This is a genomic window from Streptomyces sp. NPDC057002, assembly GCF_042673825.1.
GTDB lineage: Bacteria > Actinomycetota > Actinomycetes > Streptomycetales > Streptomycetaceae > Streptomyces.
Window position 1 is genome coordinate 361,270 of record NZ_JBHURZ010000008.1, and the last position, 21,411, is coordinate 382,680.

Consider the following 21,411-nt stretch of genomic DNA (forward strand, 5'->3'; position numbering starts at 1 on the left):
CCCATGAGCGACCCACGCGAGGCGCTGCGGATCGGGGTCGACCGTGAGCGCTGTGCCGGCGCCGGCATGTGCGCCCTGACGGCTCCCGAGGTCTTCGACCAGGACGACGAGGAGGGCCTGGTGGTGCTCCTGCGCCCCGACCCGGCCCCCGAGCACCGGGCCGCCGCCAGGATGGCCGCCGGCCTCTGCCCGGCCGGAGCCATCGCGCTCGGCACCCCGGATTGACGGGCCCTACTCGAAGTCGTCGCCCTGCCACTCCTCCGCGTCCTCGGCATCACCGCTGTCCCCGGCGCCCGCCACCCCGAGCAGGCGCCGGGTCAGCCGGTCGCGGTCGGAAAGGAGCTCGTCGAGGGCGGCGCGGACGTCCTCCGCCTCCGTACGGGCCGACTCGCGCTCGGCGGAGATCAGTACGGACCTGCGGACCAGCTCCCGGGTGAAGGACGCCGTCGTGCCCTCCGTGCGGGCCACCACCTCGTCGGTGATCTCCTTGCCGAGACCGAGGCCGGAGCCGTACAGATCGAGCAGCCGGGCGCGCCCTTCGGCGTCCGGCAGGGGGATCTCCACGGCGAGGTCGACCCGCCCCGGGCGCTGGGCCAGGGCCGGTTCCAGCAGGTCGGCGCGGTTGGTGGTGAGCAGGAAGGCGACATCGGCGTCGTCGCCGAGGCCGTCCATCTCGTTCAGGACCTGGAAGAGCAGCGGCTGCTCGCCACCGCCGTGGTCGCGGGCCTCGGCGATCAGGTCGCAGTCCTCCAGGACGACCAGCGCCGGCTGGAGCATCCGGGCCAGGGCGCACGCAGGCCCGATGGCGTCGATGCTCGTCCCGGACAGCACGACGACCGTGAACTCGGGGAGGTGGGAGAGGAGATACCGGATGGTGTGGGTCTTGCCGGTGCCGGGCGGGCCGTACAGCAGCAGTCCGCGCCGCAGGTGCTGGCCGGCCGCGCGCAGTCGCGCACGGCGCCGGGCCACTCCCACGACCTGCCGCTCCACGCGCTCCAGCAGCCCGTCGGGGAGCACGATGCCGTCGCGGGCCAGTCCGGGCCTGCGGTGGAAGCGGAACGGTCCGAGGCCGTGGCCGAACTCCGAGCCCTCGAAGGAGAGGACCTGGCCCCGGAAGATGTTGAGTTCGCGCACGAGGGTGTCGAGCTCGGCGAGCAGCCGGTCGGCGAACTCCTTCTCCCCGGCCAGCACCTCGATCTCCACCTTGTCGCGCCCGTACTCGTCCTGCGGCCCGCGCAGCAGCACGGCGAACCGCTCGTCGTCCTCCGCCCCGAGATAGAACCCGCAGGAGACACAGGCAAGTTCCGCGTCGGGCGAGACGGGCAGCTGGGCGTAGTCGACGGCGCCGACGGTGAACCGGTCGTAGCGGTCGGCCGCTTCGAGGATGTCGCCGAGGGTCAGCTCACCGTGATGCTGGGCACCGCGCATGCCGACGAGCTCGTACGACCGCCCGGCCCCCTCGAACCAGCGCTCCAGAGCGAGATGCACATTGGGCAGGTCGTACGGCGGATAGGCGGCCTTGACCACGGGCCGGTCGCCCGGGGTGGAGCCCAGATGCTCACGGAGCCTCTTGGAGAGGTCGCGGCTGCCGTCGTCGTCCCGCCGCTTCGGCCGGGCCACGGCCATCAGGAACTCCTGGAACAGCTCACCGATCTGCTCCATGGAGAGCGCGGACGCCTCCCGTCCGGCCCCGTACCGCGTCTCGTACTCGTCCGAGCTCATGATCTCGACGTGCTGTGAGTCCCCCATGCCCCGCCTCCGTGCGTGCGCGCTGCGGCCAAGGTGTCCCAGCCTGTGCCCCGACGTCCGGACGGGTCAAAGCATTTGGGCGTGCGGGTGACGGGCGGGGGGCGGAAACGGCGACGCCGAGCGGACAGGTCCCAGGGGAGGTGGACCTGTCCGCTCGGCGTTTCACGGACCGGGCGGCTGAGCGACGGGGGGACGCCCAGCCGCCCGGAGTCTCGCGGAGCGCGACGTGACCGTCAGGTCTTCGCCAGCTCCTTCTCGCCGCCCTGCTCGGGCACCTCGACGTGCTCGTCGGACGGGCCGCCGTGGCCGTCGTCCAGCAGCGTCTTCTCGTCGAAGGGCAGCTGGCCGGCGAGGACCTCGTTGACCCGCTCCTTGTCGATCTCCTTCGTCCAGGTACCGATCAGGACGGTGGCGACGGCGTTGCCGGCGAAGTTGGTCAGGGCGCGGGCCTCGCTCATGAAGCGGTCGATGCCGACGATGAGGCCGATGCCGTCCACCAGGGCCGGCTTGTGCGACTGCAGACCACCGGCCAGGGTCGCCAGGCCCGCGCCGGTGACACCGGCGGCGCCCTTGGAGGCGACCAGCAGGAAGAGCAGCAGCGGGATCTGCTCGCCGAGGGACATCGGCGTGCCCATGGCGTCGGCGATGAACAGCGAGGCCATGGTCATGTAGATCATGGTGCCGTCGAGGTTGAAGGAGTAGCCGGTCGGGACGGTGATGCCGACCACCGGCTTGCTGACGCCCAGGTGCTCCATCTTCGCGATGAGCCGCGGCAGCGCGGACTCGGAGGAGGAGGTGGAGAGGATCAGCAGGAACTCCCGGCCCAGGTACTTGAACAGCGTGAGGATGTTCAGGCCGGAGATGACGCGCAGCAGGACGCCGAGCACGATGAAGACGAACAGGAAACAGGTGACGTAGAAGCCCAGCATCAGCACGGCGAGGCTCTTGAGCGCGTCCACGCCGGCGGAACCGGTGACGGCGGCGATGGCGCCGAAGGCACCGATCGGGGCGGCCCACATGACCATGGCGAGGATGCGGAAGACGAGCCGCTGGATGTGCTCGATGCCGCGCAGGATCGGCTGGCCGGCCGAGCCCATGCCCTGCAGGGCGAAGCCGGCGAGCAGGGCGATCAGCAGGGTCTGCAGGACCGACTCGTTGGTGAAGGCGGAGACGATCGTGGTCGGGATGATCCCGAGCAGGAACTCGGTGGTGTCCTTGGCCTCGGAATCGATCTGCGCGTGACCGGCGTCCTTGATCGCGTCGGTCACCGCGAGGCCGGTGCCCGGCTCCAGGATGTTGCCGACGACCAGGCCGATGCCCAGCGCGACCAGCGACATCACGGTGAAGTAGACCAGGGCGATGCCGCCGACGGCACCGACCTTGGCGGCCTTCCGGACCGATCCGATGCCCAGCACGATCGTGCAGAAGATGATCGGCGAGATCATCATCTTGATCAGGTTCACGAAGCCCGTGCCGATCGGCTTCAGCCCGACAGCGAAGTCCGGTGCGGCCAGACCCACCGCGATACCGGCAGCGACCGCGATGATCACCGCGATGTAGAGATAGTGGGTGCGGTCCCGCTTGGGTTTGCGTGCGGCAGGTGCCGTATCGGCTGCGCTGGTCACGGCGGCCCTCCTTGACGACGTCGTCGGCATCACCGGCGTGCGGCTCACGTCCGGAAAACTGGGAGCGGGGCTCCCGGGGATGCGTTATAGGGAATGCCGTGACTATGTCCTGCTCTGTGAGCGCGGTCACCCTTCCGTTCATTTAGTTCACAATCAGCCACGAGGCAGACTGACGACATGCGCTTCTCCGTCCCCCGACCCCGCAGCCTGGCGGCCCAGCTCTTCGCCATGCAGGCGGTGCTGATCGCGGTCGTCGTGGCCGGATGTGCACTGTTCACCTATGTCAGCGACCGCAGCCAGGCCGAGGAGGCCGCGAAGCGCCAGGCCAGGGCCGTGGCGCGCTCCGTCGCCGACTCCCCGTCGGTGCTGGCCGCGACCCGCGCCTCCGACCCGACCGCGGAGCTCCAGCCGTACGCGCTGAAGGTCATGCGGGACACCGAGGTCGACTTCATCACGATCATGAATCCGCGGGGCATCCGCTGGACGCATCCCGACCCGGACCAGATCGGCCAGACCTTCCAGGGCCACACCGAGCGGGCCCTGAGGGGCGAGACCTTCACCGAGACCTACACCGGCACCCTCGGCCCGTCGGTCCGCGCGGTCACCCCGATCAACAACGGCAAGCAGATCGTCGGCCTGGTCAGCGCGGGCATACGGGTCGAGGCGATCAGCGAGCGCGTGCAGAGCCAGGTCACGGCCCTGCTGGGCGTCGCTGCCGGGGCGCTGGCCCTGGGCGCCATCGGCACCTATGTTGTCAACGCCCGGTTGCGCCGCCACACCCACGGGATGAACGCGGCCGAGCTCAGCCGGATGCACGACTACCACCAGGCCGCCCTGCACGCCGTACGGGAGGGGCTGCTGATGCTGGACGGGCAGTACCGTGTGGCGTTGATCAACGACGGGGGGCGTGAGCTGCTCGGCGTGGAGGGGGACGTGGTGGGCAGGTCGGTGGCCGAGCTCGGGCTCCCCGCCCCGCTGACGGGCGCGCTGCTGGCGTCGGAGCCGCGGGTGGACGAGGTGCATCTGACGGCGTCGCGGGTCCTGGTCATCAACACCTCCCCGGTGTCGGGCGGCGAGCGGCGCGGTACGGTCGTCACCCTGCGCGATGTCACCGAACTCCAGTCACTGATGGGCGAGTTGGACTCGGAACGCGGCTTCACGCAGGCGCTGCGCTCGCAGGCGCACGAGGCGGCGAACCGGCTGCACACGGTCGTCTCGCTGATCGAGCTGGGCCGGGCGGAGGAGGCGGTGGACTTCGCGACGGCCGAGCTGGAGCTGGCGCAGGCGCTGACCGACCAGGTCGTGGCGGCGGTGAGCGAGCCGGTGCTGGCGGCACTGCTGCTGGGCAAGACGGCCCAGGCGAACGAGCGGGGCGTGGAGCTGATGGTGTCGGAGGACAGCAGCCTGGACGACGGCCTGCTGCCCGAGACGCTCCCGGCGCGTGACCTGGTGACCATCCTCGGCAACCTGATCGACAACGCCGTGGACGCGGCACAGGGCAGCGTGCGGGCGCGGGTGGCGGTGGCGGCGTACACCCGGGACACCGAGGACTGCCCCGAGCTGGTGCTGCGGGTCTCCGACACGGGCCCGGGCGTCGACCCGGAGCACGCCGAGGCGGTCTTCCAGCGGGGCTTTACGACGAAGCCGTCCGGCCCGGGCGGACGGGGTCTCGGACTGGCCCTCGTACGGCAGGCGGCGCAGCGGCACGAGGGGACGCTGTCGGTGACGGAGGCCGACGGGGGCGGGGCGGAGTTCGAGGTACGGCTGCCGCTGCGGGAGTCCGGCGCGGTCGCCGCGGGCGTGACATCCGGAGGCCCGGTGTCCGAGGGCTCTGGAGGCCCCGCATGACGAGCGACACGACGCACGCGAACGCCATCCGGGTCCTGGTGGTGGAGGACGACCCGGTGGCCGCCGACGCCCATGTCCTGTACGTCGGCCGGGTCCCCGGGTTCGTGGCCGTGGGCAAGGCGCACACGGGCGCGGAGGCCCGCCGGGCCCTGGAGCGCACCCCGGTGGACCTCCTCCTGCTCGACCTGCACCTGCCGGACGTGCACGGTCTGCATCTCGCCCGGTCCCTCAGAGCCGCCGGCCACCACGCGGACGTCATCGCGGTGACCTCGGCGCGCGACCTGGCCGTCGTACGCGAGGGCGTCTCGCTCGGCGTCGTGCAGTACGTCCTGAAGCCGTTCACCTTCGCGACGCTGCGGGACCGCCTCGTGCGGTACGCCGAGTTCCACGCGTCGGTCGGCGAGGCGAGCGGCCAGGACGAGGTGGACCGGGCCCTGGCGGCCCTGCGCGCCCCCGGCCCGGCCGCGCTGCCCAAGGGGCTGAGCGCGCCGACGCTGGAGCGGGTGACGGTGACACTGCGGGACAGCGCGGAGGGCCTCACGGCCGCCGGTGTGGCGGAGACGGTGGGCATCTCCCGCATCACGGCCCGCCGTTATCTCGAACATCTGGTGGACGCGGGCCGCGCGGCCCGCCGCCCGCAGTACGGCACGGTGGGGCGCCCGGAGTTGCAGTACCGCTGGGTCACGGGTCAATGACGGTTCACCGTACGCCGATCAAACCACCGCACACGCATTGACCTGACTAGACCACTCAACTTAGGTTCACGACGCAGCCGTCCCGGCCACAAAGAAGTGCGCCCGTAGGAGGTCGTGCCCGTGCGCCCCACCGCCGCCCTCACACCCTTCCTCGCCCTGGCCCTCGCCGCGACCGCCCTCACCGCCTGCGGCGGGGGCTCCGGCAGCGACCCGGACACCGTGAAGATCTCCTTCAAACAGTCCACGGACAACTCCATCAAGGTGATGGACACCTATCTCGCGGACATCAAGAAGCAGTTCGAGAAGGCCCACCCGGGCAAGAAGGTCGAGCTCGTCCCGATCAAGGCCCCGGACTCGGAGTACTACACCAAGCTCCAGCAGATGCTCCGCTCCCCCAAGACCGCCCCCGACCTGGTCTACGAGGACACGTTCCTCATCAACTCGGACATCACCAGCGGCTATCTCAAGCCCCTCGACCCCTATCTCGCCAAGTGGCCGGACTGGAACAAGTTCATCGACACGGCGAAGGCGGCGGCCAAGGGCGAGGACGGCAAGACGTACGGCGTCCCCGACGGCACCGACACCCGCGGCCTCTGGTTCGACAAGGACATCTTCAAGAAGGCGGGCCTCCCCGCGACTTGGCAGCCGAAGACCTGGAACGACATCCTCACAGCCGCCCGCACCATCAAACGCAAGGTCCCCGACTCGATCCCGCTCAACATCTACACGGGCAAGCCGGTCGGCGAGGCCGCCACCATGCAGACCTTCGAGATGCTGCTCTACGGCACGAACGACGGCACCACGGACCCCCTCTACGACAAGTCGAGCAAGAAGTGGCTCGCCGGCGGCCAGGGCTTCAAGGACGCGCTCTCCTTCGTCGAAACGGTCTACAAGGAGAAGCTCGGCCCGGACGTCTCCGACGCGCTCGACCCGAACGTCATGACCCGGGTCCGCGGCGAGTGGCTCCCGCAGGGCAAGCTCGGCATCGCCCTCGACGGTTCCTGGCTGCCGCAGGACTGGCTGTCCGGCAGCGGCCACGAGTGGCCCGAGTGGTCACAGAAGCTGGGCCTGGCCGCCATGCCGACCCAGAACGGCCAGGCGCCCGGCAAGGTGAGCATGTCCGGCGGCTGGACCTGGTCGATCCCGGCCAAGGCGGGCAACCCGGATCTGGCGTTCGAGTTCATCAAGACGATGCAGACCAAGGCCAACGCGCAGAAGTGGTACGTCGCCAACTCCGGCATCGCGGTCCGCGAGGACGTGGCGAAGGACCCCGCGTACGCCACGGCCCAGCCCGGCATCAAGTTCTTCACGGACCTCGTGGCCAACACCCATTACCGCCCCGCCTACCCGGCCTACCCCAAGGTCTCGGTGGCGATCCAGGAGGCGATGGAAGGCGTCACGACAGGCGACACATCGGTGGACGAGTCGGCACGCGGCTACACGGACGCCCTGAAGGACGCGACGGACAACCAGGTGGCCGAACGGTGAGCGCGCCCCGATGACCACCACCGCCCCACACCCGAGCCCCACCAAAGCTCTCAAGGACACGCACCCGAACCACGGCCCCCGCCTGCCGCTACGCGTCCTGCCCCTGACCCCCGCGGTCGTCCTCCTGCTCCTCTTCCTGGCCGGCCCGATCGCCTACTGCGTCTACATCGCCTTCACCGACCTCCAGCTGACCGGCCAGGCCCAGGAGTCGTTCGTCGGCCTCGACAACTTCACCCGGGCCTTCCGGGACGAGGCGTTCCTGAACGCCGTATGGCTGACCCTGGTGTTCACCGTCCTCTCCTCCCTCATCGGACAGAACACGCTGGGCCTGGCCCTGGCGGCACTGATGCAGCGCGCGTCGAAACCGGTCCGCACGCTCACCGGCGGCATCGTCGTCACGGCATGGGTCCTGCCGGAGGTGGTGGCGGGCTTCCTGCTCTACGCCTTCTTCCGCCGCGAGGGCACCCTGAACGCCATCCTGGACTGGCTGCACCTGCCCTCCCAGAACTGGCTGTTCACGCTCCCGATCCTGGCGGTGTCGTTCGCGAACGTCTGGCGCGGTACGGCCTTCTCCATGCTGGTCTACTCGGCGGCCCTGAACGAGATCCCCAAGGAGATCACCGAGGCGGCCGAGGTCGACGGCGCGGGCGGCTGGCGCCGCCTCTGGCACATCACCCTGCCGATGATCCGCCGCTCCATCGGCACCAACCTGATGCTCAACACTCTCCAGACCCTCTCGGTCTTCGGCCTGATCTGGGTCATGACCAGGGGCGGCCCCGGCGGCAGAAGCCAGACGCTCCCCCTCTTCATGTACGAACAGGCCTTCCAGAACAGCCTGATCGGCTACGGCACGGCGGTCGCCCTGCTGCTCCTGCTGGTCGGCTCCCTGTTCTCCCTGGTCTACCTGCGCCTGCTCCGCACGGAGGTCTGACCGCATGGCCCACACCCTCTCCTCCCGCCGCACGACCCGCCGTCTGGCGGCCGACGCGGGGCTCCTGGTGGTCGCCGCGGCCTTCGTGCTCCCCCTGGCCTGGGTGGTCCTGTCCTCCCTCGACCCCCACGCGGGCCTGCGGGTGAAGGCTCCCGACGGCCTCACCCTGGACAACTTCGACGCGATCCTGACCCCCGAGATCACCTTCACCCCCCTCCTCAACAGCCTGCTCCTGTGCGGCGGCGCGACCCTTCTGACCGTGGCCTCCGCCGCCCTCGCGGCCTACCCGCTCTCCCGCTTCCGCTCCCGCTTCAACCGCCCGTTCCTGCTGACGATCCTCTTCGCCACCAGCCTGCCCATCACGGCGATCATGGTCCCGGTCTACGCGCTCTTCGTTCAGGTGGACCTGATCGACACCATGCAGGGCACGATCTTCTTCTTCGCCGCGTCCCAACTGCCTTTCGCCATCTGGCTGATGAAGAACTTCATGGACGGCGTCCCCAAGGAACTCGAAGAGGCCGCCTGGACCGACGGAGCGAGCCCCCTCCAGTCCCTGCTCCGCATCGTCCTGCCCCTCATGGGCCCCGGCGTGGCCGTCGTGACGGTCTTCTCCTTCGTCATGATGTGGGGCAACTTCTTCGTCCCCTTCATGCTCCTGCTCACCCCCGACCAGATGCCGGCGTCGGTCAGCATCAACGACTTCTTCGGCAACCGGGGCATGGTGGCGTACGGCCAACTGGCCGCGTTCTCCATCATCTACTCGACCCCCGTGATCCTGCTGTACGTCCTGATAGCCCGCCGCCTGGGAGGAGGCTTCGCACTGGGCGGGGCGGTCAAGGGCTGAGCGTGTTGTGGCCGGGCCGGGCGGATGCACAATTCGGCGCGACGAGGAGCCCGGCGTCGTTGCTGAGGCCGGGTGGGTCCGCAACCCGGCGGAACGGGGTGCCGCTGCGCCCACCCGTGCCGCCCTTAGCGGCACGATTGCCCGCAGCTAGGCGGGGCTGGCGCCCGTGGCCAGCGCCCGCGGGGCGTGCGAGCGCAGGTGGGCCGCACGGCGCTGAGCCGAACGCGCCCGCACCCGCCGGCTCACGCAAGGGGACGTGTCGGGGGGTGTCCGCCCGCAGCGGTTGTCGCGTCAACGAACAGTCAGTCGGCGTCCGACCCCATCGCGACGTTCCGAGGACGGACACCCCCCGGCGCGGCCCCGACCCACCACCCGGCGAATAGGCGCTACGCGCACCCCCACCCCACCCGCACAGGCGCCGCAGGCACCCGCCCGCCGCTCACCGCACCAAACACGGCCGCTTGCCGTCGAACTCCCACCCCGGAACCAGATACCGCATCCCCACCGCATCGTCCCGCGCCCCCAGCCCCTTCTCCCGATACAGCTCATGCGCCGCGAGAAGCCGGTCCATATCAACCCGCACCCCCAGCCCCGCAGCATCCGGAACCGCGACCTCCCCACCCACAATGCGCGGCGGAGAAACAGTGAGCCGCTCCAGCCCCTCCTGCCAGATCCAGTGCGTGTCCAGCGCGTTGTACTCCCCCGGAGCCGCCGCCCCACAGTGCGTCACCATCGCCAGCGAGATGTCGAAGTGGTTGTTCGAGTGGCACCCCCACGTCAACCCCATCGCGTTGCACAACTGCGCCACCCGAACCGACCCCCGCATCGTCCAGAAGTGCGGATCGGCCAACGGAATCGACACCGACTGAAGAGCCAACGCATGCGCCAGCTGCCGCCAGTCCGTAGCGATCATGTTCGTCGCCGTAGGCAACCCGGTCGCACGGCGGAACTCCGCGAGGACCTCCCGCCCGGAGTATCCCCCCTCCGCCCCACACGGATCCTCGGCATACGCCAGCGTCCCCACCAGCGGCCGGCACAGCTCAACCGCCTCACGCAACGACCACGCCCCGTTCGGATCGAGCGTGACCCGCGCCTCGGGAAACCGCGCCTTCAGCGCCCGCACCGCCGCGACCTCCTCCGACCCCTCCAGCACACCCCCCTTGAGCTTGAAGTCCCGGAACCCGTACAGGTCGTACGCCGCCTCCGCCTGCCGCACGATCGCCCCCGGCGACAACGCCTCCTCGTGCCGCACCCGGTACCAGTCCACATCCGAGTCCGGCTCCCGGACATACTCCAGATCGGTCCGGTCCGGATCACCCACGTAGAAGAGATAACCCAGCACCCGCACGGAGGACCGCTGCTGCCCGTCCCCCAGCAGCGCCGCGACGGGCACATCGAGGTGCTGCCCGAGCAGATCGAGCAGCGCCGACTCCACCGCGGTCACCGTATGAACCGTGGTCCGCAGATCGAACGTCTGGGCGCCCCGCCCCCCGGCGTCACGGTCGGCGAACCGCTCCCCGATCTCCCGCAGCACCCGCTGGTAGTCCCCCACCTTGGCCCCGACGACGAGCGACTCGGCGTCCCGCAGCGTCCGCGTGATCTTCTCCCCGCCGGGCACCTCCCCCAGCCCCGTACGCCCCTCGGAATCGGTGAGCACGACGACGTTGCGGGTGAAGTACGGCCCGTGCGCACCGGAGAGGTTCAGCTCCATACTGTCCCGCCCGGCGACGGGGTAGACGGCGAACGCGGTGACGGTCGGCTGACTGCTGCTCATGCTGGTCCAAGTCCCTTGCCTCATGGATGAATCGGTCTACAACCGGATGAATCGGCCTACAGCCCAAAAACGTCCAGCGCCCACTCGACCGCGAGCACACCCCCCAGCCCGAGCACGGCAAGCACCGTCGTATAGGACGTACGCACCTTGATCGCCTCGACGACGGACAGGTTGAAGTACTCCTTGAACAGCCAGAACCCGGGGTCGTTCACGTGCGAGAACGCGATGGAGCCACACGCCACGGCGAGCACCATCACCTCCGGGTGCACCCCACCGCCCGCCAGCAGCGGCAGCGCCACACCCGAGGCCGTGACGACGGCGACCGTGGCCGAGCCGAGCGCGATACGGAGGATGACCGCCACGAGCCAGGCGAGGACGATCGGCGAGACGGACCAGCCGTCGGTGACGTCCTTGATGTAGTCGGAGATACCGCCCTCGACGAGGACGTTCTTGAAGGCCCCGCCCGCACCGATCACCAGCAGGATCATCGCCATCGCCTGGGCCGCCGACGCACAGGAGGCCCCGACGTCGCTCAGGCTCCGCCCGATCCGCGGCCCGAACACCCAGATCGCCAGGCACAGGGTCAACAGCAGGGCGATGGGCGCCGACCCGATGAAGGCCACGACATGCAGCAGGGGGCTGTCCCCCGAGGCGGCCATGTCGGTCACAGCCGCGGCCACGATCAGCACCACGGGGAACAGCGCCACGAACAGCGACCACCCGAGCCCCGGCATCTCCTCCTCACTGAACTCGCGCTCACTGACCAGGCCCTTGGGGATGGCGGGCGTCATCCGGGCGACGAACGGAAGACGCGGCCAGGTGAGGGCGATGAGCGCACCCGCGGGTACGGCGATGAACAGGCCGTAGAACAGCGTCAGTCCGACGGAGGCGTGGAAGGTCGCGGCGACGGCGGTGGGGCCGGGGTGCGGCGGAAGGAAGCTGTGCATGGTGGACAGGGCGATGGACATCGGCAGCCCGACCCACAGCAGCTTCGCACCGGTGACCCTGACCAGCGTGAACGCGATGGGCACGATGATGACGAACGCGACCTCGTAGAACATGGTCACGCCGATGAGCATGGATGTGACCACCATGGCCACCTGGACCCACCGCGGGCCGAAGGCGTCGAGGAGCTTGCCGGCTATGCGCTGTGCGGCGCCCGAGTCCCCCATCACCCGGCCGACCATGGCACCGAGCCCGATGGTCAGCATGGTGTCGCCGATCTGGTCCCCGATGCCCTCGGAGAGGACGTCCGGGATGGTCGCCACGGGAATTCCCCGGACGAGCGCGACACCGACCGCGACCAGCAGCAGCGCCGCGAAGCCGTTCATTCTCAGCCTGGTCATGAGGAGGAGCAGGATCACGACACTGATCCCGACGACGAGCAGCGGCAAGGCAGTTCCCCTTTGAACTGGTGGGAGCTCTGAACTGGTGGGAGCTCTGAACTGGGGGGCTCTCATCCCTGTATGCAGATGGCGTCCACGTATGCAGATGGAGGCTAAGTGCGTGAACGGGACGGGTCAATGCCCCGGGCGATCACAGATTGATGAGCGCGATCGACGCGGACCTACGATGAGCCCATGCAGGAGAGCAGAGGCGTCCGCGGCGTGAAGTCGGCGGCCAGAACCGTCGCGCTGCTGGAACTGCTCGCGGAGCGGGGCGAGCAGCCCTCGCGCCTCGACCAGCTCGCGGAGGACCTCGACGTGCCGCGCAGCAGCATGTACCAGCTGCTCCAGACCCTCGTCGACTCCGGCTGGGTCCGCACCGACGCCACCGGCTCCCTCTACGGCATAGGGATCCGCGCGCTGCTCACCGGCACCGGCTATCTCGACGGGGACCGCAGCATCCGGGTGGTCAGGCCGTACCTGGACGAGGCGTCGGACGCGCTCGGCGAGACGATCCACATGGCACGGCTCGACGGCCGGGACGTCGTCTACCTCGCCACCCGCGAGTCCCACGAGTATCTGCGCACCATCAGCCGGGTCGGCCGCCGCGTCCCGGCCCACGCCGGCGCGCTGGGCAAGGCGCTGCTCGCCGAGCGCGCCGACGACGAACTACCCCTGAGCAAAGGCCCGTTGACGGGCCTCACGGAGAACACGCACACCGACCGCGCCGCCCTGCTGGCCGACCTGGCCCGGGTGCGCGAGCGCGGCTACTCCATCGACCGCGAGGAGACGGTGCCGGGCATCGCCGGCTTCGGCTTCGCCCTGCGCTACGGAACACCGGCGGTCGACGCGATCAGCTGCTCGGTCCCGGTGGCCCGGCTGACCCCGGAGCACGAGACCCGCATCGTGTCCGTGATGCAGGAGGTCCGAGCGAAGATCGAGTCACAACTGCCACCGGTCTCGGGCGTGGACTGGCGGTAAGACGCACAGCCCACCCCACAAGAAGGTGCCGGCCACACGATCGTGACCAGCACCTTCTCCACAAAGCCCAAACCCGGACTCAGGCACACACCCCGCTCAGCCGGTCGCCCCGTCCGGCAGGACCCCCGCCCGGAACGGCTCCACCCCTTCGAGCGTCCGCACCCGCGTCGGCTCGATCAGCAGCATCACCCGGCGCTCGCCGGGCAGCATCCACGGATACCGGTCCTGTCCGAGGTACTTGCGCGTCAGCCGGTCCATGCCCCGCTCCGCCTCCTCGCCCTCCACGAAGCGGACGACCTTCCCCCGGATCTCGGCCCGGTCGTACGGGTTCTCCGGGTCGTGATGAGACAGCGAAACGTACGGATTGCGCCGCAGATTCTCCTCCTTCACCCGCCCGATCGAGGTGTTGACCATGACGAACCCGTCTTCGATGTCCGCCCACATGGGCGACACCTGAGGCGCCCCGTCGGCCCCCACCGTCGCGAGATGCCAGAAGTTCGGCGCGAGAAGTCGCTCGCGAATATGCCCGTTGAGCTTGCCGTTCACGTCAGTCACTGCCTTTCCGGACCCATGATCATCGGGCCCGGGGTCATCCCTACCCCCAACCCGCCCCGACCGACAAGCCGATCTTCGGCCCCGGCCGAACCCGCTGGTAGCCGTAGCTTCCTACAATCCGTGATCCTGGCCGAACAGACCGTAGTCAGCGCACCTCCGTCCCCCTAGCTTGTGGCGCGTGCGCCGACCTTCAGCCCGCCCTGGCCAGACCACCCCCACTCCCCATCCCCCGTCCGCCCCGACGGCCCCGCCCTTCAACGCCCCGGCCGCCCGCCGCCTGCGCGCGGCCCTCGGCATGACGCCCGAGCACGTCGCCCACGGCATGCGCGTCTCGTACGGACACCCCCGCGTCACCCCGGACCACGTCATCGACTGGGAGCGCGGGGCCTCGGCCCCGTCCAACTCGGAACTCACCGCTCTCGCAGGCGTGCTGTGGTGCTCCCCCGGAGAACTCATCGGCAGACCCCGCACCCTGCGCGAGCACCGCATCGCCCGCTGCCTCGCCCCGGAGGACGTGGCCCGGGCCGTGGGGCACGAGGTCCACGCGTATCTGCGCATGGAGGAGACCGACACCTGGCGCGGCTCGGAGCGCCAGTCCGGCGCCCTCGCCGACATACTCGGCCTGTGTCTGCGTGACTTCGTCGCCGTCACGGGCCGGAACGCCAAGCTCGGCGAACTGCTGCGCAGCGCGGTCAGCACCCGCTGGCAGGCCTATGTGCGCCCGGTGGCCAAACTCGTACCCCTGGACCGGCCGTTCCTGGAGGGCGCCCTGCGGGCACTGCACGAGGACTACCAGGGCCATATGGCCGCCACCCTGAGCTGGGGCGGCGGCAGCGGCGACGCGGGCGGCACCGCCCGCGACTTCCTCGACCGGATCGTCGAGCACTTCTGGACGAGAATCCAGCAAAGCCCGGCCGGGGGCACCGGCGCCTAGAACCGCGACTCGGCCTCGTCCGGAAGACCGGCTAGAACACCGACTCGGCCTCGTCCATCCGGTCCTTCGGCACCGTCTTCAGCTCGGTCACGGCCTCCGCGAGCGGCACCATCACGATGTCCGTCCCGCGCAGCGCGGTCATCCGGCCGAAGCGACCCTGGTGCGCCGCCTCCACCGCGTGCCAGCCGAACCGCGTGGCGAGCACCCGGTCGTAGGCGGTCGGTGAGCCGCCGCGCTGGACGTGGCCGAGAATGACCGGCTTGGCCTCCTTGCCGAGCCGGCGCTCCAGCTCATGGGCGAGTGCCGCGCCGATGCCCTGGAAGCGCTCGTGGCCGAACTTGTCGATCGCGCCCTTGCCGTAGTCCATGGTGCCGTCCGCGGGGTGGGCACCCTCGGCGACGGCGATGACCGCGAACTTCTTGCCGCGGGCGAAGCGCTCCTCGACCATCTTGACGAGATCGGCCGGATCGAACGGACGCTCCGGCAGACAGATGCCGTGCGCACCCGCCGCCATGCCGGACTCCAGCGCGATCCACCCGGCGTGCCGGCCCATGACCTCCACCACCATCACCCGCTGGTGGGACTCGGCGGTCGTCTTCAGACGGTCCATCGCCTCGGTGGCGACCCCCACCGCCGTGTCGAAGCCGAAGGTGCGGTCCGTGGAGGAGATGTCGTTGTCGATCGTCTTGGGGACGCCCACGACGGGCAGGCCCGCGTCGCTCAGCATGCGCGCGGCCGTCAGCGTGCCCTCGCCGCCGATCGGGATCAGCGCGTCGATGCCGAACTCGTGGATCATGTCGGAGGCGTTCTCGCAGGCCTCGCGGAGCCGGTCGCGCTCCAGCCTGGACGACCCCAGGATGGTGCCGCCGCGGGCCAGGATGCCGCTGACCGCGTTCAGATCGAGGGCGCGGTAGCGGCCGTCCAGCAGGCCCGAGTAACCGTCCTCGAAGCCGATGACCTCGTCGCCGTAATTGTCGACCGCCCGGTGCACGACCGACCGGATCACGGCGTTCAGGCCGGGGCAGTCGCCGCCTGCGGTGAGAACTCCGATACGCATCGTGCTGTGTCTCCTGCTCGCTGTTGACACCGGTGAGCTTCTGCCGATTGTTTCACGCTCCCCAGCCCGGCGGGGTACCCGGCTCTGACGGGCGCCTTATCCATCGGCGGAGGTATTGTCAAGGCGGTTCCGCTCACCTCGATGGGCGATTTTTCGACGTCCCCATAGAGATTCGACGTCCCCATAGAGACATGCCCCTGAGACGAAACGGAGAGCGCGCGTGACCCGCAGCGTGTACGTGACCGGCATCGACCGCGGCGACGGCCGCCAGGTCGTCGAACTGGGGGTCATGGAGCTCCTCACCCGACAGGTCGACCGGGTCGGTGTCTTCCGCCCCCTCGTCCACGACGGACCCGACCGCCTCTTCGAGCTGCTGCGCGCCCGCTACCGGCTCGCCCAGGACCCGGCGACCGTCTACGGCATGGACTACCAAGAGGCGTCCGCCCTCCAGGCCGAGGCCGGCACGGACGAGCTGGTGTCCACGCTCGTCGAACGGTTCCACCTGGTGGCCCGCGAGTACGACGTGGTCCTGGTCCTCGGCACCGACTTCGCCGACACCCAGCTCCCGGACGAGCTGTCGCTCAACGCCCGGCTGGCGAACGAGTTCGGCGCGTCCGTGATCCCGGTCGTGGGCGGCCGCAAGCAGACCGTCGAGTCGGTGCTCGCCGAGACGCGCAACGCCTATCGGGCCTACGACACGCTGGGCTGCGACGTCCTGGCCATGGTCACCAACCGGGTCGCCCGCGAGGACCGCGACGAGATCGCCCGCCGGCTCGACTCCCGGCTCCCCGCGCCCTGTTACGTCCTGCCCGACGAGCCCGCGCTGTCCGCCCCGACCGTCTCGCAGATCAGCCACGCGCTCGGCGGCAGAGTGGTGCTCGGCGACGACTCGGGGCTCGCCCGGGACGTGCTCGGCTTCGTCTTCGGCGGTGCCATGCTGCCGAACTTCCTGGGCGCCCTGACCCCGGGCTGCCTCGTCGTCACCCCGGGCGACCGGGCCGACCTGGTCGTCGGCACGCTGGCCGCGCACAGCGCCGGCACCCCGCCGATAGCCGGTGTGCTGCTCACCCTGGACGAGGTGCCCGGCGCGCACATCCTCACCCTCGCCGACCGCCTCGCGCCGGGCACCCCGGTGCTGTCGGTGGCCGGCACCAGCTTCCCCACCGCCGAGCAGCTCTTCTCTCTGGAGGGGAAGCTGAACGCGGCCACCCCGCGCAAGGCGGAGCGGGCACTCGGCCTGTTCGAGCGGTTCACCGACACCGGCGAGCTGACCCGCCGGGTCTCCGCGCCCAGCAGCGACCGCGTCACACCGATGATGTTCGAGCACAAGCTGCTGGAGCAGGCCCGCTCCGACCTGCGCCGCGTGGTGCTGCCCGAGGGCACCGAGGAGCGGGTGCTGCACGCCGCCGAGGTGCTGCTGCGCCGGGGCGTGTGCGAGCTGACCCTGCTCGGCCCGGTCGACCGGATCCGCAAGAAGGCCGCCGACCTGGGCATCGACCTCGGCGAGTCCCAGCTGATCGACCCCGCCGAATCCGACCTGCGCGACGCCTTCGCCGAGAAGTACGCGGCCCTGCGCGCCCACCGGGGCGTCACCGTGGAGCTGGCGTACGACGTGGTCTCCGACGTGAACTACTTCGGCACGCTGATGGTCCAGGAGGGCCTCGCCGACGGCATGGTCTCGGGCTCGGTGCACTCCACGGCCGCGACCATCCGCCCGGCCTTCGAGATCATCAAGACCAAGCCGGACGCCGACATCGTCTCGTCGGTGTTCTTCATGTGCCTGGCCGACAAGGTCCTCGTCTACGGCGACTGCGCGGTCAACCCCGACCCGAACGCCGAGCAGCTCGCGGACATCGCCATGCAGTCGGCGACGACGGCGGAGCGGTTCGGTGTGGAGCCGCGCATCGCGATGCTGTCGTACTCCACGGGCACATCCGGCTCCGGCGCTGACGTGGACAAGGTCCGCGAGGCCACCGAGCTGGTCCGCTCCCGCCGCCCCGACCTGAAGATCGAGGGCCCGATCCAGTACGACGCCGCCGTGGAGCCCTCGGTCGCGGCGACCAAGCTGCCCGGCTCCGAGGTCGCCGGGCAGGCCAGCGTGCTGATCTTCCCCGACCTGAACACCGGCAACAACACCTACAAGGCCGTGCAGCGCTCGGCAGGCGCGATCGCCATCGGCCCGGTGCTCCAGGGTCTGCGCAAGCCGGTCAACGACCTGTCCCGGGGCGCCATGGTCTCCGACATCGTCAACACCGTCGCCATCACGGCGGTCCAGGCCCAGTCCCCGGCCCCGTCCCCGAGTGAGAAGGCAACCGCCCAGTGAGCGCCTCCCGTGTCCTCGTCCTCAACTCCGGCTCCTCGTCGCTGAAGTACCAGCTGCTCGACATGGGCGACAGCAGCCGGCTCGCGGTGGGGCTGGTCGAACGTATCGGCGAGCAGACCTCCCGGCTCAAGCACAGTCCGGCCGACGGCGAGAGCCGGGAGCGCGGCGGGGCGATCGCCGACCACGACGCCGCGCTGAAGGCCGTGGCCGAGGAGCTCGCCAAGGACGGCCTCGGTCTGGACTCGCCCGAACTGGCCGCGATCGGGCACCGGGTCGTGCACGGCGGGCAGCACTTCACCGAGCCGACGGTCGTCGACGACACCGTGCTCGCCGAGATCGAGCGGCTCATCCCGGTGGCCCCGCTGCACAACCCGGCCAACCTCACCGGGATCCGCACGGCCCAGGCGCTGCGGCCCGACCTGCCGCAGGTCGCCGTCTTCGACACCGCGTTCCACACGACCATGCCGGAGTCGGCCGCCCGCTACGCGATCGACGTGCGGACGGCCAACGAGCACCGCGTGCGGCGCTACGGCTTCCACGGCACCTCGCACGCCTACGTCTCCCGGGCCACCGCCGAGCTGCTGGGCAAGGACCCCGCGGAGACGAACGTGATCGTGCTGCACCTGGGCAACGGGGCGTCCGCCTCGGCCGTGCGGGGCGGCAAGTGCGTGGACACCTCCATGGGGCTGACGCCTTTGGAGGGGCTCGTGATGGGTACGCGCTCCGGAGACATGGACCCGGCTGTCATCTTCCATTTGATGCGTGTTGGTGGAATGTCCGCCGACGAGATCGACACTCTTCTCAACAAGAAGAGCGGTCTGATCGGTCTGTGCGGCGACAACGACATGCGGGAGATCCGCCGTCGCGTCGACGAGGGCGACGAGCAGGCGGAGCTGGCGTTCGACATCTACATTCACCGCCTGAAGAAGTACATCGGCGCCTATTACGCCGTGCTCGGACGGGTGGACGCGGTCGCCTTCACCGCCGGTGTCGGCGAGAACGCTGCCCCCGTACGGGAGGCCGCCCTGGCGGGCCTGGAGGAGCTGGGCCTGGTGGTGGACGGCGAGCGCAACGCCGTACGCGGCGACGAGGCGCGGCTGGTCTCGCCCGACGGAGCCCGGGTGGCGGTGGCGGTGGTGCCTACTGACGAGGAATTGGAGATCGCGACACAGACCTACGCGCTGGTAATTGGTTCGGGGAATCACACCTGAGCGGCATCCCGCCCTTTTGTATTTTCCGCCAGACGGAATATTCCGTTGCGAAACAAACCGATAGGATCGCCCCCATGCGCCGTTCGAAAATCGTCTGTACTCTCGGCCCCGCGGTCGACTCCCACGAGCAGCTTGTCGCGTTGATCGAAGCCGGTATGAACGTGGCCCGCTTCAACTTCAGCCACGGCTCGCACGCCGAGCACCAGGGCCGGTACGACCGGGTCCGTGCCGCCGCCAAGGAGACCGGCCGGGCCATCGGTGTCCTCGCCGACCTCCAGGGCCCGAAGATCCGCCTGGAGACCTTCGCCGAAGGTCCCGTGGAGCTGGTGCGCGGTGACGAGTTCACCATCACCACCGAGGACGTCCCGGGCGACAAGACGATCTGCGGGACGACCTACAAGGGCCTGCCCGGCGACGTGACCAAGGGCGACCAGGTCCTGATCAACGACGGCAACGTCGAACTGAAGGTCACCGAGGTCGAGGGCCCCCGGGTGAAGACGATCGTCATCGAGGGCGGCGTCATCTCCGACCACAAGGGCATCAACCTGCCCGGCGCGGCCGTCAACGTGCCCGCGCTGAGCGAGAAGGACATCGAGGACCTCCGCTTCGCGCTGCGCATGGGCTGCGACCTGGTCGCGCTGTCCTTCGTCCGCGACGCCAAGGACGTCCAGGACGTGCACCGCGTGATGGACGAGGAGGGCCGCCGGGTCCCCGTCGTCGCCAAGGTGGAGAAGCCGCAGGCGGTGCAGAACATGGAGGACGTCGTGATGGCGTTCGACGGTGTGATGGTCGCCCGCGGTGACCTCGCCGTCGAGTACCCGCTCGAGAAGGTCCCCATGGTGCAGAAGCGCCTGATCGAGCTGTGCCGTCGCAACGCCAAGCCGGTGATCGTGGCGACCCAGATGATGGAGTCGATGATCACCAACTCCCGTCCGACCCGCGCCGAGGCCTCCGACGTGGCCAACGCGATCCTGGACGGCGCGGATGCCGTCATGCTGTCGGCGGAGTCTTCGGTCGGCGCGTACCCGATCGAGACGGTCAAGACGATGTCGAAGATCGTCTCGGCGGCCGAGCAGGAGCTGCTGTCCAAGGGCCTGCAGCCGCTCGTCCCGGGCAAGAAGCCGCGCACCCAGGGCGGTTCGGTGGCCCGTGCCGCGTGCGAGATCGCCGACTTCCTCGGCGGCCGGGGCCTGGTGGCCTTCACCCAGTCCGGCGACACCGCCCGCCGGCTGTCCCGCTACCGCGCCCAGCAGCCGATCATCGCCTTCACCACCGACGAGGGCACCCGCAACCAGATGGCGCTCAGCTGGGGCGTCGAGCCGTACGTGGTGCCGTTCGTGAACAGCACCGACGAGATGGTCGACCTGGTCGAGCAGGAGCTGGTCAAGCTCAACCGCTTCAACGACGGCGACATCGTGGTCATCACCGCCGGTTCGCCCCCCGGCGTCCCCGGCACCACCAACATGGTCCGCGTCCACCACCTGGGCGAAGCCAAGTCCTGACCCGGACGGGCCGCAAAGCCCCGTGAACGGCACCGAGGGCGCCCCCTGCGATCCAGGGGGCGCCCTCGCGTCTCGTACGCGGCCTTGCCACTGGAAATCCCTCTACCGCTCAACGAGTCGAAGGTCGTCGCGGAGTTGATGAAGGGGATGACGACGCCGACACTGTCGAGGATGTCGACGCGATCATCCGGGCCAAGGACGGCAAGGGGTGGACCGCGACCGCGAGCTTCATGACCCCTCGGAAGATCGCCGAGGTGGTGGACCGCTGGTCCACCACCGGCGAGTGCGCCGACGGCCTGTACCTCCAGATCCCCGACCTCGTGATCGTCCGTGAAGGCGGCCTCGACGCCATGACCAGAGCCCTGGTCGACCTCTTCGGCGCATTCGGTATGGAGACCAACGTCCTGCCGCGCGTTGCCGCCGACGAGGACGACTGACCTCGGAAGACGCGACTGTGCCCCGCCGGGTCGAACCCGGCGGGGCACAGTCCTTTCGCGGCTCCCGGATAA

18 protein-coding genes are annotated in these 21,411 nt (G+C 69.8%); 12 read left to right on the forward strand and 6 right to left on the reverse strand.

The window, feature by feature from the left end; translation table 11 throughout:
- The first annotated feature begins 3 nt into the window (after positions 1-3).
- On the forward strand, positions 4-225 hold the full coding sequence (locus tag ACFT32_RS34790; protein WP_382497217.1) for a ferredoxin: 222 nt from the start codon (positions 4-6) through the stop codon (positions 223-225).
- Between the two features lie 6 nt (positions 226-231).
- On the opposite strand, the gene ACFT32_RS34795 is transcribed toward ACFT32_RS34790, so the two are convergent.
- Entirely contained in the window at positions 232-1,749 is a 1,518-nt protein-coding gene (locus tag ACFT32_RS34795) for an AAA family ATPase (protein WP_382497219.1), read from the reverse strand.
- 233 nt (positions 1,750-1,982) lie between these two features.
- On the reverse strand, positions 1,983-3,374 hold the full coding sequence (locus ACFT32_RS34800) for a cation:dicarboxylate symporter family transporter (RefSeq protein ID WP_382497221.1): 1,392 nt from the start codon (positions 3,372-3,374) through the stop codon (positions 1,983-1,985).
- Between the two features lie 177 nt (positions 3,375-3,551).
- On the opposite strand from ACFT32_RS34800, the gene ACFT32_RS34805 reads away from it, so the two are divergent.
- From ACFT32_RS34805 to ACFT32_RS34825, 5 genes are all read left to right on the forward strand, one after another.
- Positions 3,552-5,222: an ATP-binding protein gene (locus ACFT32_RS34805; RefSeq protein WP_382497223.1), complete on the forward strand. Its 1,671-nt coding sequence runs from the start codon at positions 3,552-3,554 to the stop codon at positions 5,220-5,222.
- Positions 5,219-5,917 carry a response regulator gene (locus ACFT32_RS34810; protein ID WP_382497225.1) on the forward strand — a complete coding sequence of 233 codons (699 nt, stop codon included), beginning with the start codon at positions 5,219-5,221 and terminating at the stop codon, positions 5,915-5,917. Before ACFT32_RS34805 ends, ACFT32_RS34810 begins: the two co-directional genes overlap by 4 nt.
- Before the next feature lie 114 nt (positions 5,918-6,031).
- Complete coding sequence (locus ACFT32_RS34815) at positions 6,032-7,405, forward strand: extracellular solute-binding protein (protein ID WP_382497227.1); 1,374 nt, start codon at positions 6,032-6,034, stop codon at positions 7,403-7,405.
- A 10-nt stretch (positions 7,406-7,415) separates the two neighbouring features.
- Positions 7,416-8,336: a carbohydrate ABC transporter permease gene (locus ACFT32_RS34820; RefSeq protein WP_382497229.1), complete on the forward strand. Its 921-nt coding sequence runs from the start codon at positions 7,416-7,418 to the stop codon at positions 8,334-8,336.
- Between the two features lie 4 nt (positions 8,337-8,340).
- Positions 8,341-9,180 carry a carbohydrate ABC transporter permease gene (locus tag ACFT32_RS34825; RefSeq protein ID WP_382497230.1) on the forward strand — a complete coding sequence of 280 codons (840 nt, stop codon included), beginning with the start codon at positions 8,341-8,343 and terminating at the stop codon, positions 9,178-9,180.
- A 439-nt stretch (positions 9,181-9,619) separates the two neighbouring features.
- On the opposite strand, the gene ACFT32_RS34830 is transcribed toward ACFT32_RS34825, so the two are convergent.
- Both ACFT32_RS34830 and ACFT32_RS34835 read right to left on the reverse strand, forming a co-directional pair.
- Positions 9,620-10,954: an enolase C-terminal domain-like protein gene (locus tag ACFT32_RS34830; protein WP_382497232.1), complete on the reverse strand. Its 1,335-nt coding sequence runs from the start codon at positions 10,952-10,954 to the stop codon at positions 9,620-9,622.
- 56 nt (positions 10,955-11,010) lie between these two features.
- Complete coding sequence (locus tag ACFT32_RS34835; protein ID WP_382497234.1) at positions 11,011-12,348, reverse strand: gluconate:H+ symporter; 1,338 nt, start codon at positions 12,346-12,348, stop codon at positions 11,011-11,013.
- Positions 12,349-12,534: 186 nt separating this feature from the next.
- Between ACFT32_RS34835 and ACFT32_RS34840 the strand changes: the two genes are divergently transcribed.
- Positions 12,535-13,320 (forward strand): IclR family transcriptional regulator, encoded by a 786-nt coding sequence (locus ACFT32_RS34840; RefSeq protein WP_382497236.1) that lies wholly within the window; start codon positions 12,535-12,537, stop codon positions 13,318-13,320.
- A gap of 96 nt (positions 13,321-13,416) precedes the next feature.
- Here ACFT32_RS34840 and ACFT32_RS34845 read toward each other — a convergent pair whose 3' ends face one another.
- Positions 13,417-13,875, reverse strand: a complete 459-nt coding sequence (locus ACFT32_RS34845; RefSeq protein ID WP_382497238.1) for a PPOX class F420-dependent oxidoreductase — start codon at positions 13,873-13,875, stop codon at positions 13,417-13,419.
- Between the two features lie 169 nt (positions 13,876-14,044).
- Between ACFT32_RS34845 and ACFT32_RS34850 the strand changes: the two genes are divergently transcribed.
- Entirely contained in the window at positions 14,045-14,809 is a 765-nt protein-coding gene (locus ACFT32_RS34850) for a helix-turn-helix domain-containing protein (RefSeq protein WP_382497240.1), read from the forward strand.
- Between the two features lie 31 nt (positions 14,810-14,840).
- On the opposite strand, the gene ACFT32_RS34855 is transcribed toward ACFT32_RS34850, so the two are convergent.
- Positions 14,841-15,866, reverse strand: coding sequence for an ATP-dependent 6-phosphofructokinase (locus ACFT32_RS34855; RefSeq protein WP_382497242.1), 1,026 nt, complete (start codon positions 15,864-15,866; stop codon positions 14,841-14,843).
- 220 nt (positions 15,867-16,086) lie between these two features.
- Here ACFT32_RS34855 and pta point away from each other — a divergent pair, with 220 nt between their 5' ends.
- The 4 genes from pta (at position 16,087) to ACFT32_RS34875 (ending at position 21,339) form a co-directional block, all read left to right on the forward strand.
- On the forward strand, positions 16,087-18,189 hold the full coding sequence (gene pta, locus ACFT32_RS34860) for a phosphate acetyltransferase (RefSeq protein WP_382497243.1): 2,103 nt from the start codon (positions 16,087-16,089) through the stop codon (positions 18,187-18,189).
- Positions 18,186-19,400, forward strand: a complete 1,215-nt coding sequence (locus tag ACFT32_RS34865; RefSeq protein ID WP_382497245.1) for an acetate kinase — start codon at positions 18,186-18,188, stop codon at positions 19,398-19,400. The genes pta and ACFT32_RS34865 overlap by 4 nt, the downstream gene beginning before the upstream one ends.
- Before the next feature lie 74 nt (positions 19,401-19,474).
- Positions 19,475-20,902 (forward strand): pyruvate kinase, encoded by a 1,428-nt coding sequence (pyk, locus tag ACFT32_RS34870; protein ID WP_382497247.1) that lies wholly within the window; start codon positions 19,475-19,477, stop codon positions 20,900-20,902.
- A gap of 230 nt (positions 20,903-21,132) precedes the next feature.
- The gene (locus ACFT32_RS34875) at positions 21,133-21,339 is read left to right on the forward strand and encodes a hypothetical protein (protein WP_382497249.1); all 207 of its coding nucleotides are present in this window, start codon (positions 21,133-21,135) and stop codon (positions 21,337-21,339) included.
- The last annotated feature ends 72 nt before the right edge of the window (positions 21,340-21,411 follow it).

What these genes read in the sequence shown, in the direction of transcription:
- ACFT32_RS34790 (WP_382497217.1), top strand. Translation starts at nt 4, where the DNA reads ATGAGCGACCCACGCGAGGCGCTGCGGATCGGGGTCGACCGTGAGCGC.
- ACFT32_RS34795 (WP_382497219.1), bottom strand. Translation starts at nt 1,749, where the DNA reads ATGGGGGACTCACAGCACGTCGAGATCATGAGCTCGGACGAGTACGAG.
- ACFT32_RS34805 (WP_382497223.1), top strand. Translation starts at nt 3,552, where the DNA reads ATGCGCTTCTCCGTCCCCCGACCCCGCAGCCTGGCGGCCCAGCTCTTC.
- ACFT32_RS34810 (WP_382497225.1), top strand. Translation starts at nt 5,219, where the DNA reads ATGACGAGCGACACGACGCACGCGAACGCCATCCGGGTCCTGGTGGTG.
- ACFT32_RS34820 (WP_382497229.1), top strand. Translation starts at nt 7,416, where the DNA reads ATGACCACCACCGCCCCACACCCGAGCCCCACCAAAGCTCTCAAGGAC.
- ACFT32_RS34825 (WP_382497230.1), top strand. Translation starts at nt 8,341, where the DNA reads ATGGCCCACACCCTCTCCTCCCGCCGCACGACCCGCCGTCTGGCGGCC.
- ACFT32_RS34830 (WP_382497232.1), bottom strand. Translation starts at nt 10,954, where the DNA reads ATGAGCAGCAGTCAGCCGACCGTCACCGCGTTCGCCGTCTACCCCGTC.
- ACFT32_RS34840 (WP_382497236.1), top strand. Translation starts at nt 12,535, where the DNA reads ATGCAGGAGAGCAGAGGCGTCCGCGGCGTGAAGTCGGCGGCCAGAACC.
- ACFT32_RS34855 (WP_382497242.1), bottom strand. Translation starts at nt 15,866, where the DNA reads ATGCGTATCGGAGTTCTCACCGCAGGCGGCGACTGCCCCGGCCTGAAC.
- pyk (WP_382497247.1), top strand. Translation starts at nt 19,475, where the DNA reads ATGCGCCGTTCGAAAATCGTCTGTACTCTCGGCCCCGCGGTCGACTCC.
- ACFT32_RS34875 (WP_382497249.1), top strand. Translation starts at nt 21,133, where the DNA reads ATGACCCCTCGGAAGATCGCCGAGGTGGTGGACCGCTGGTCCACCACC.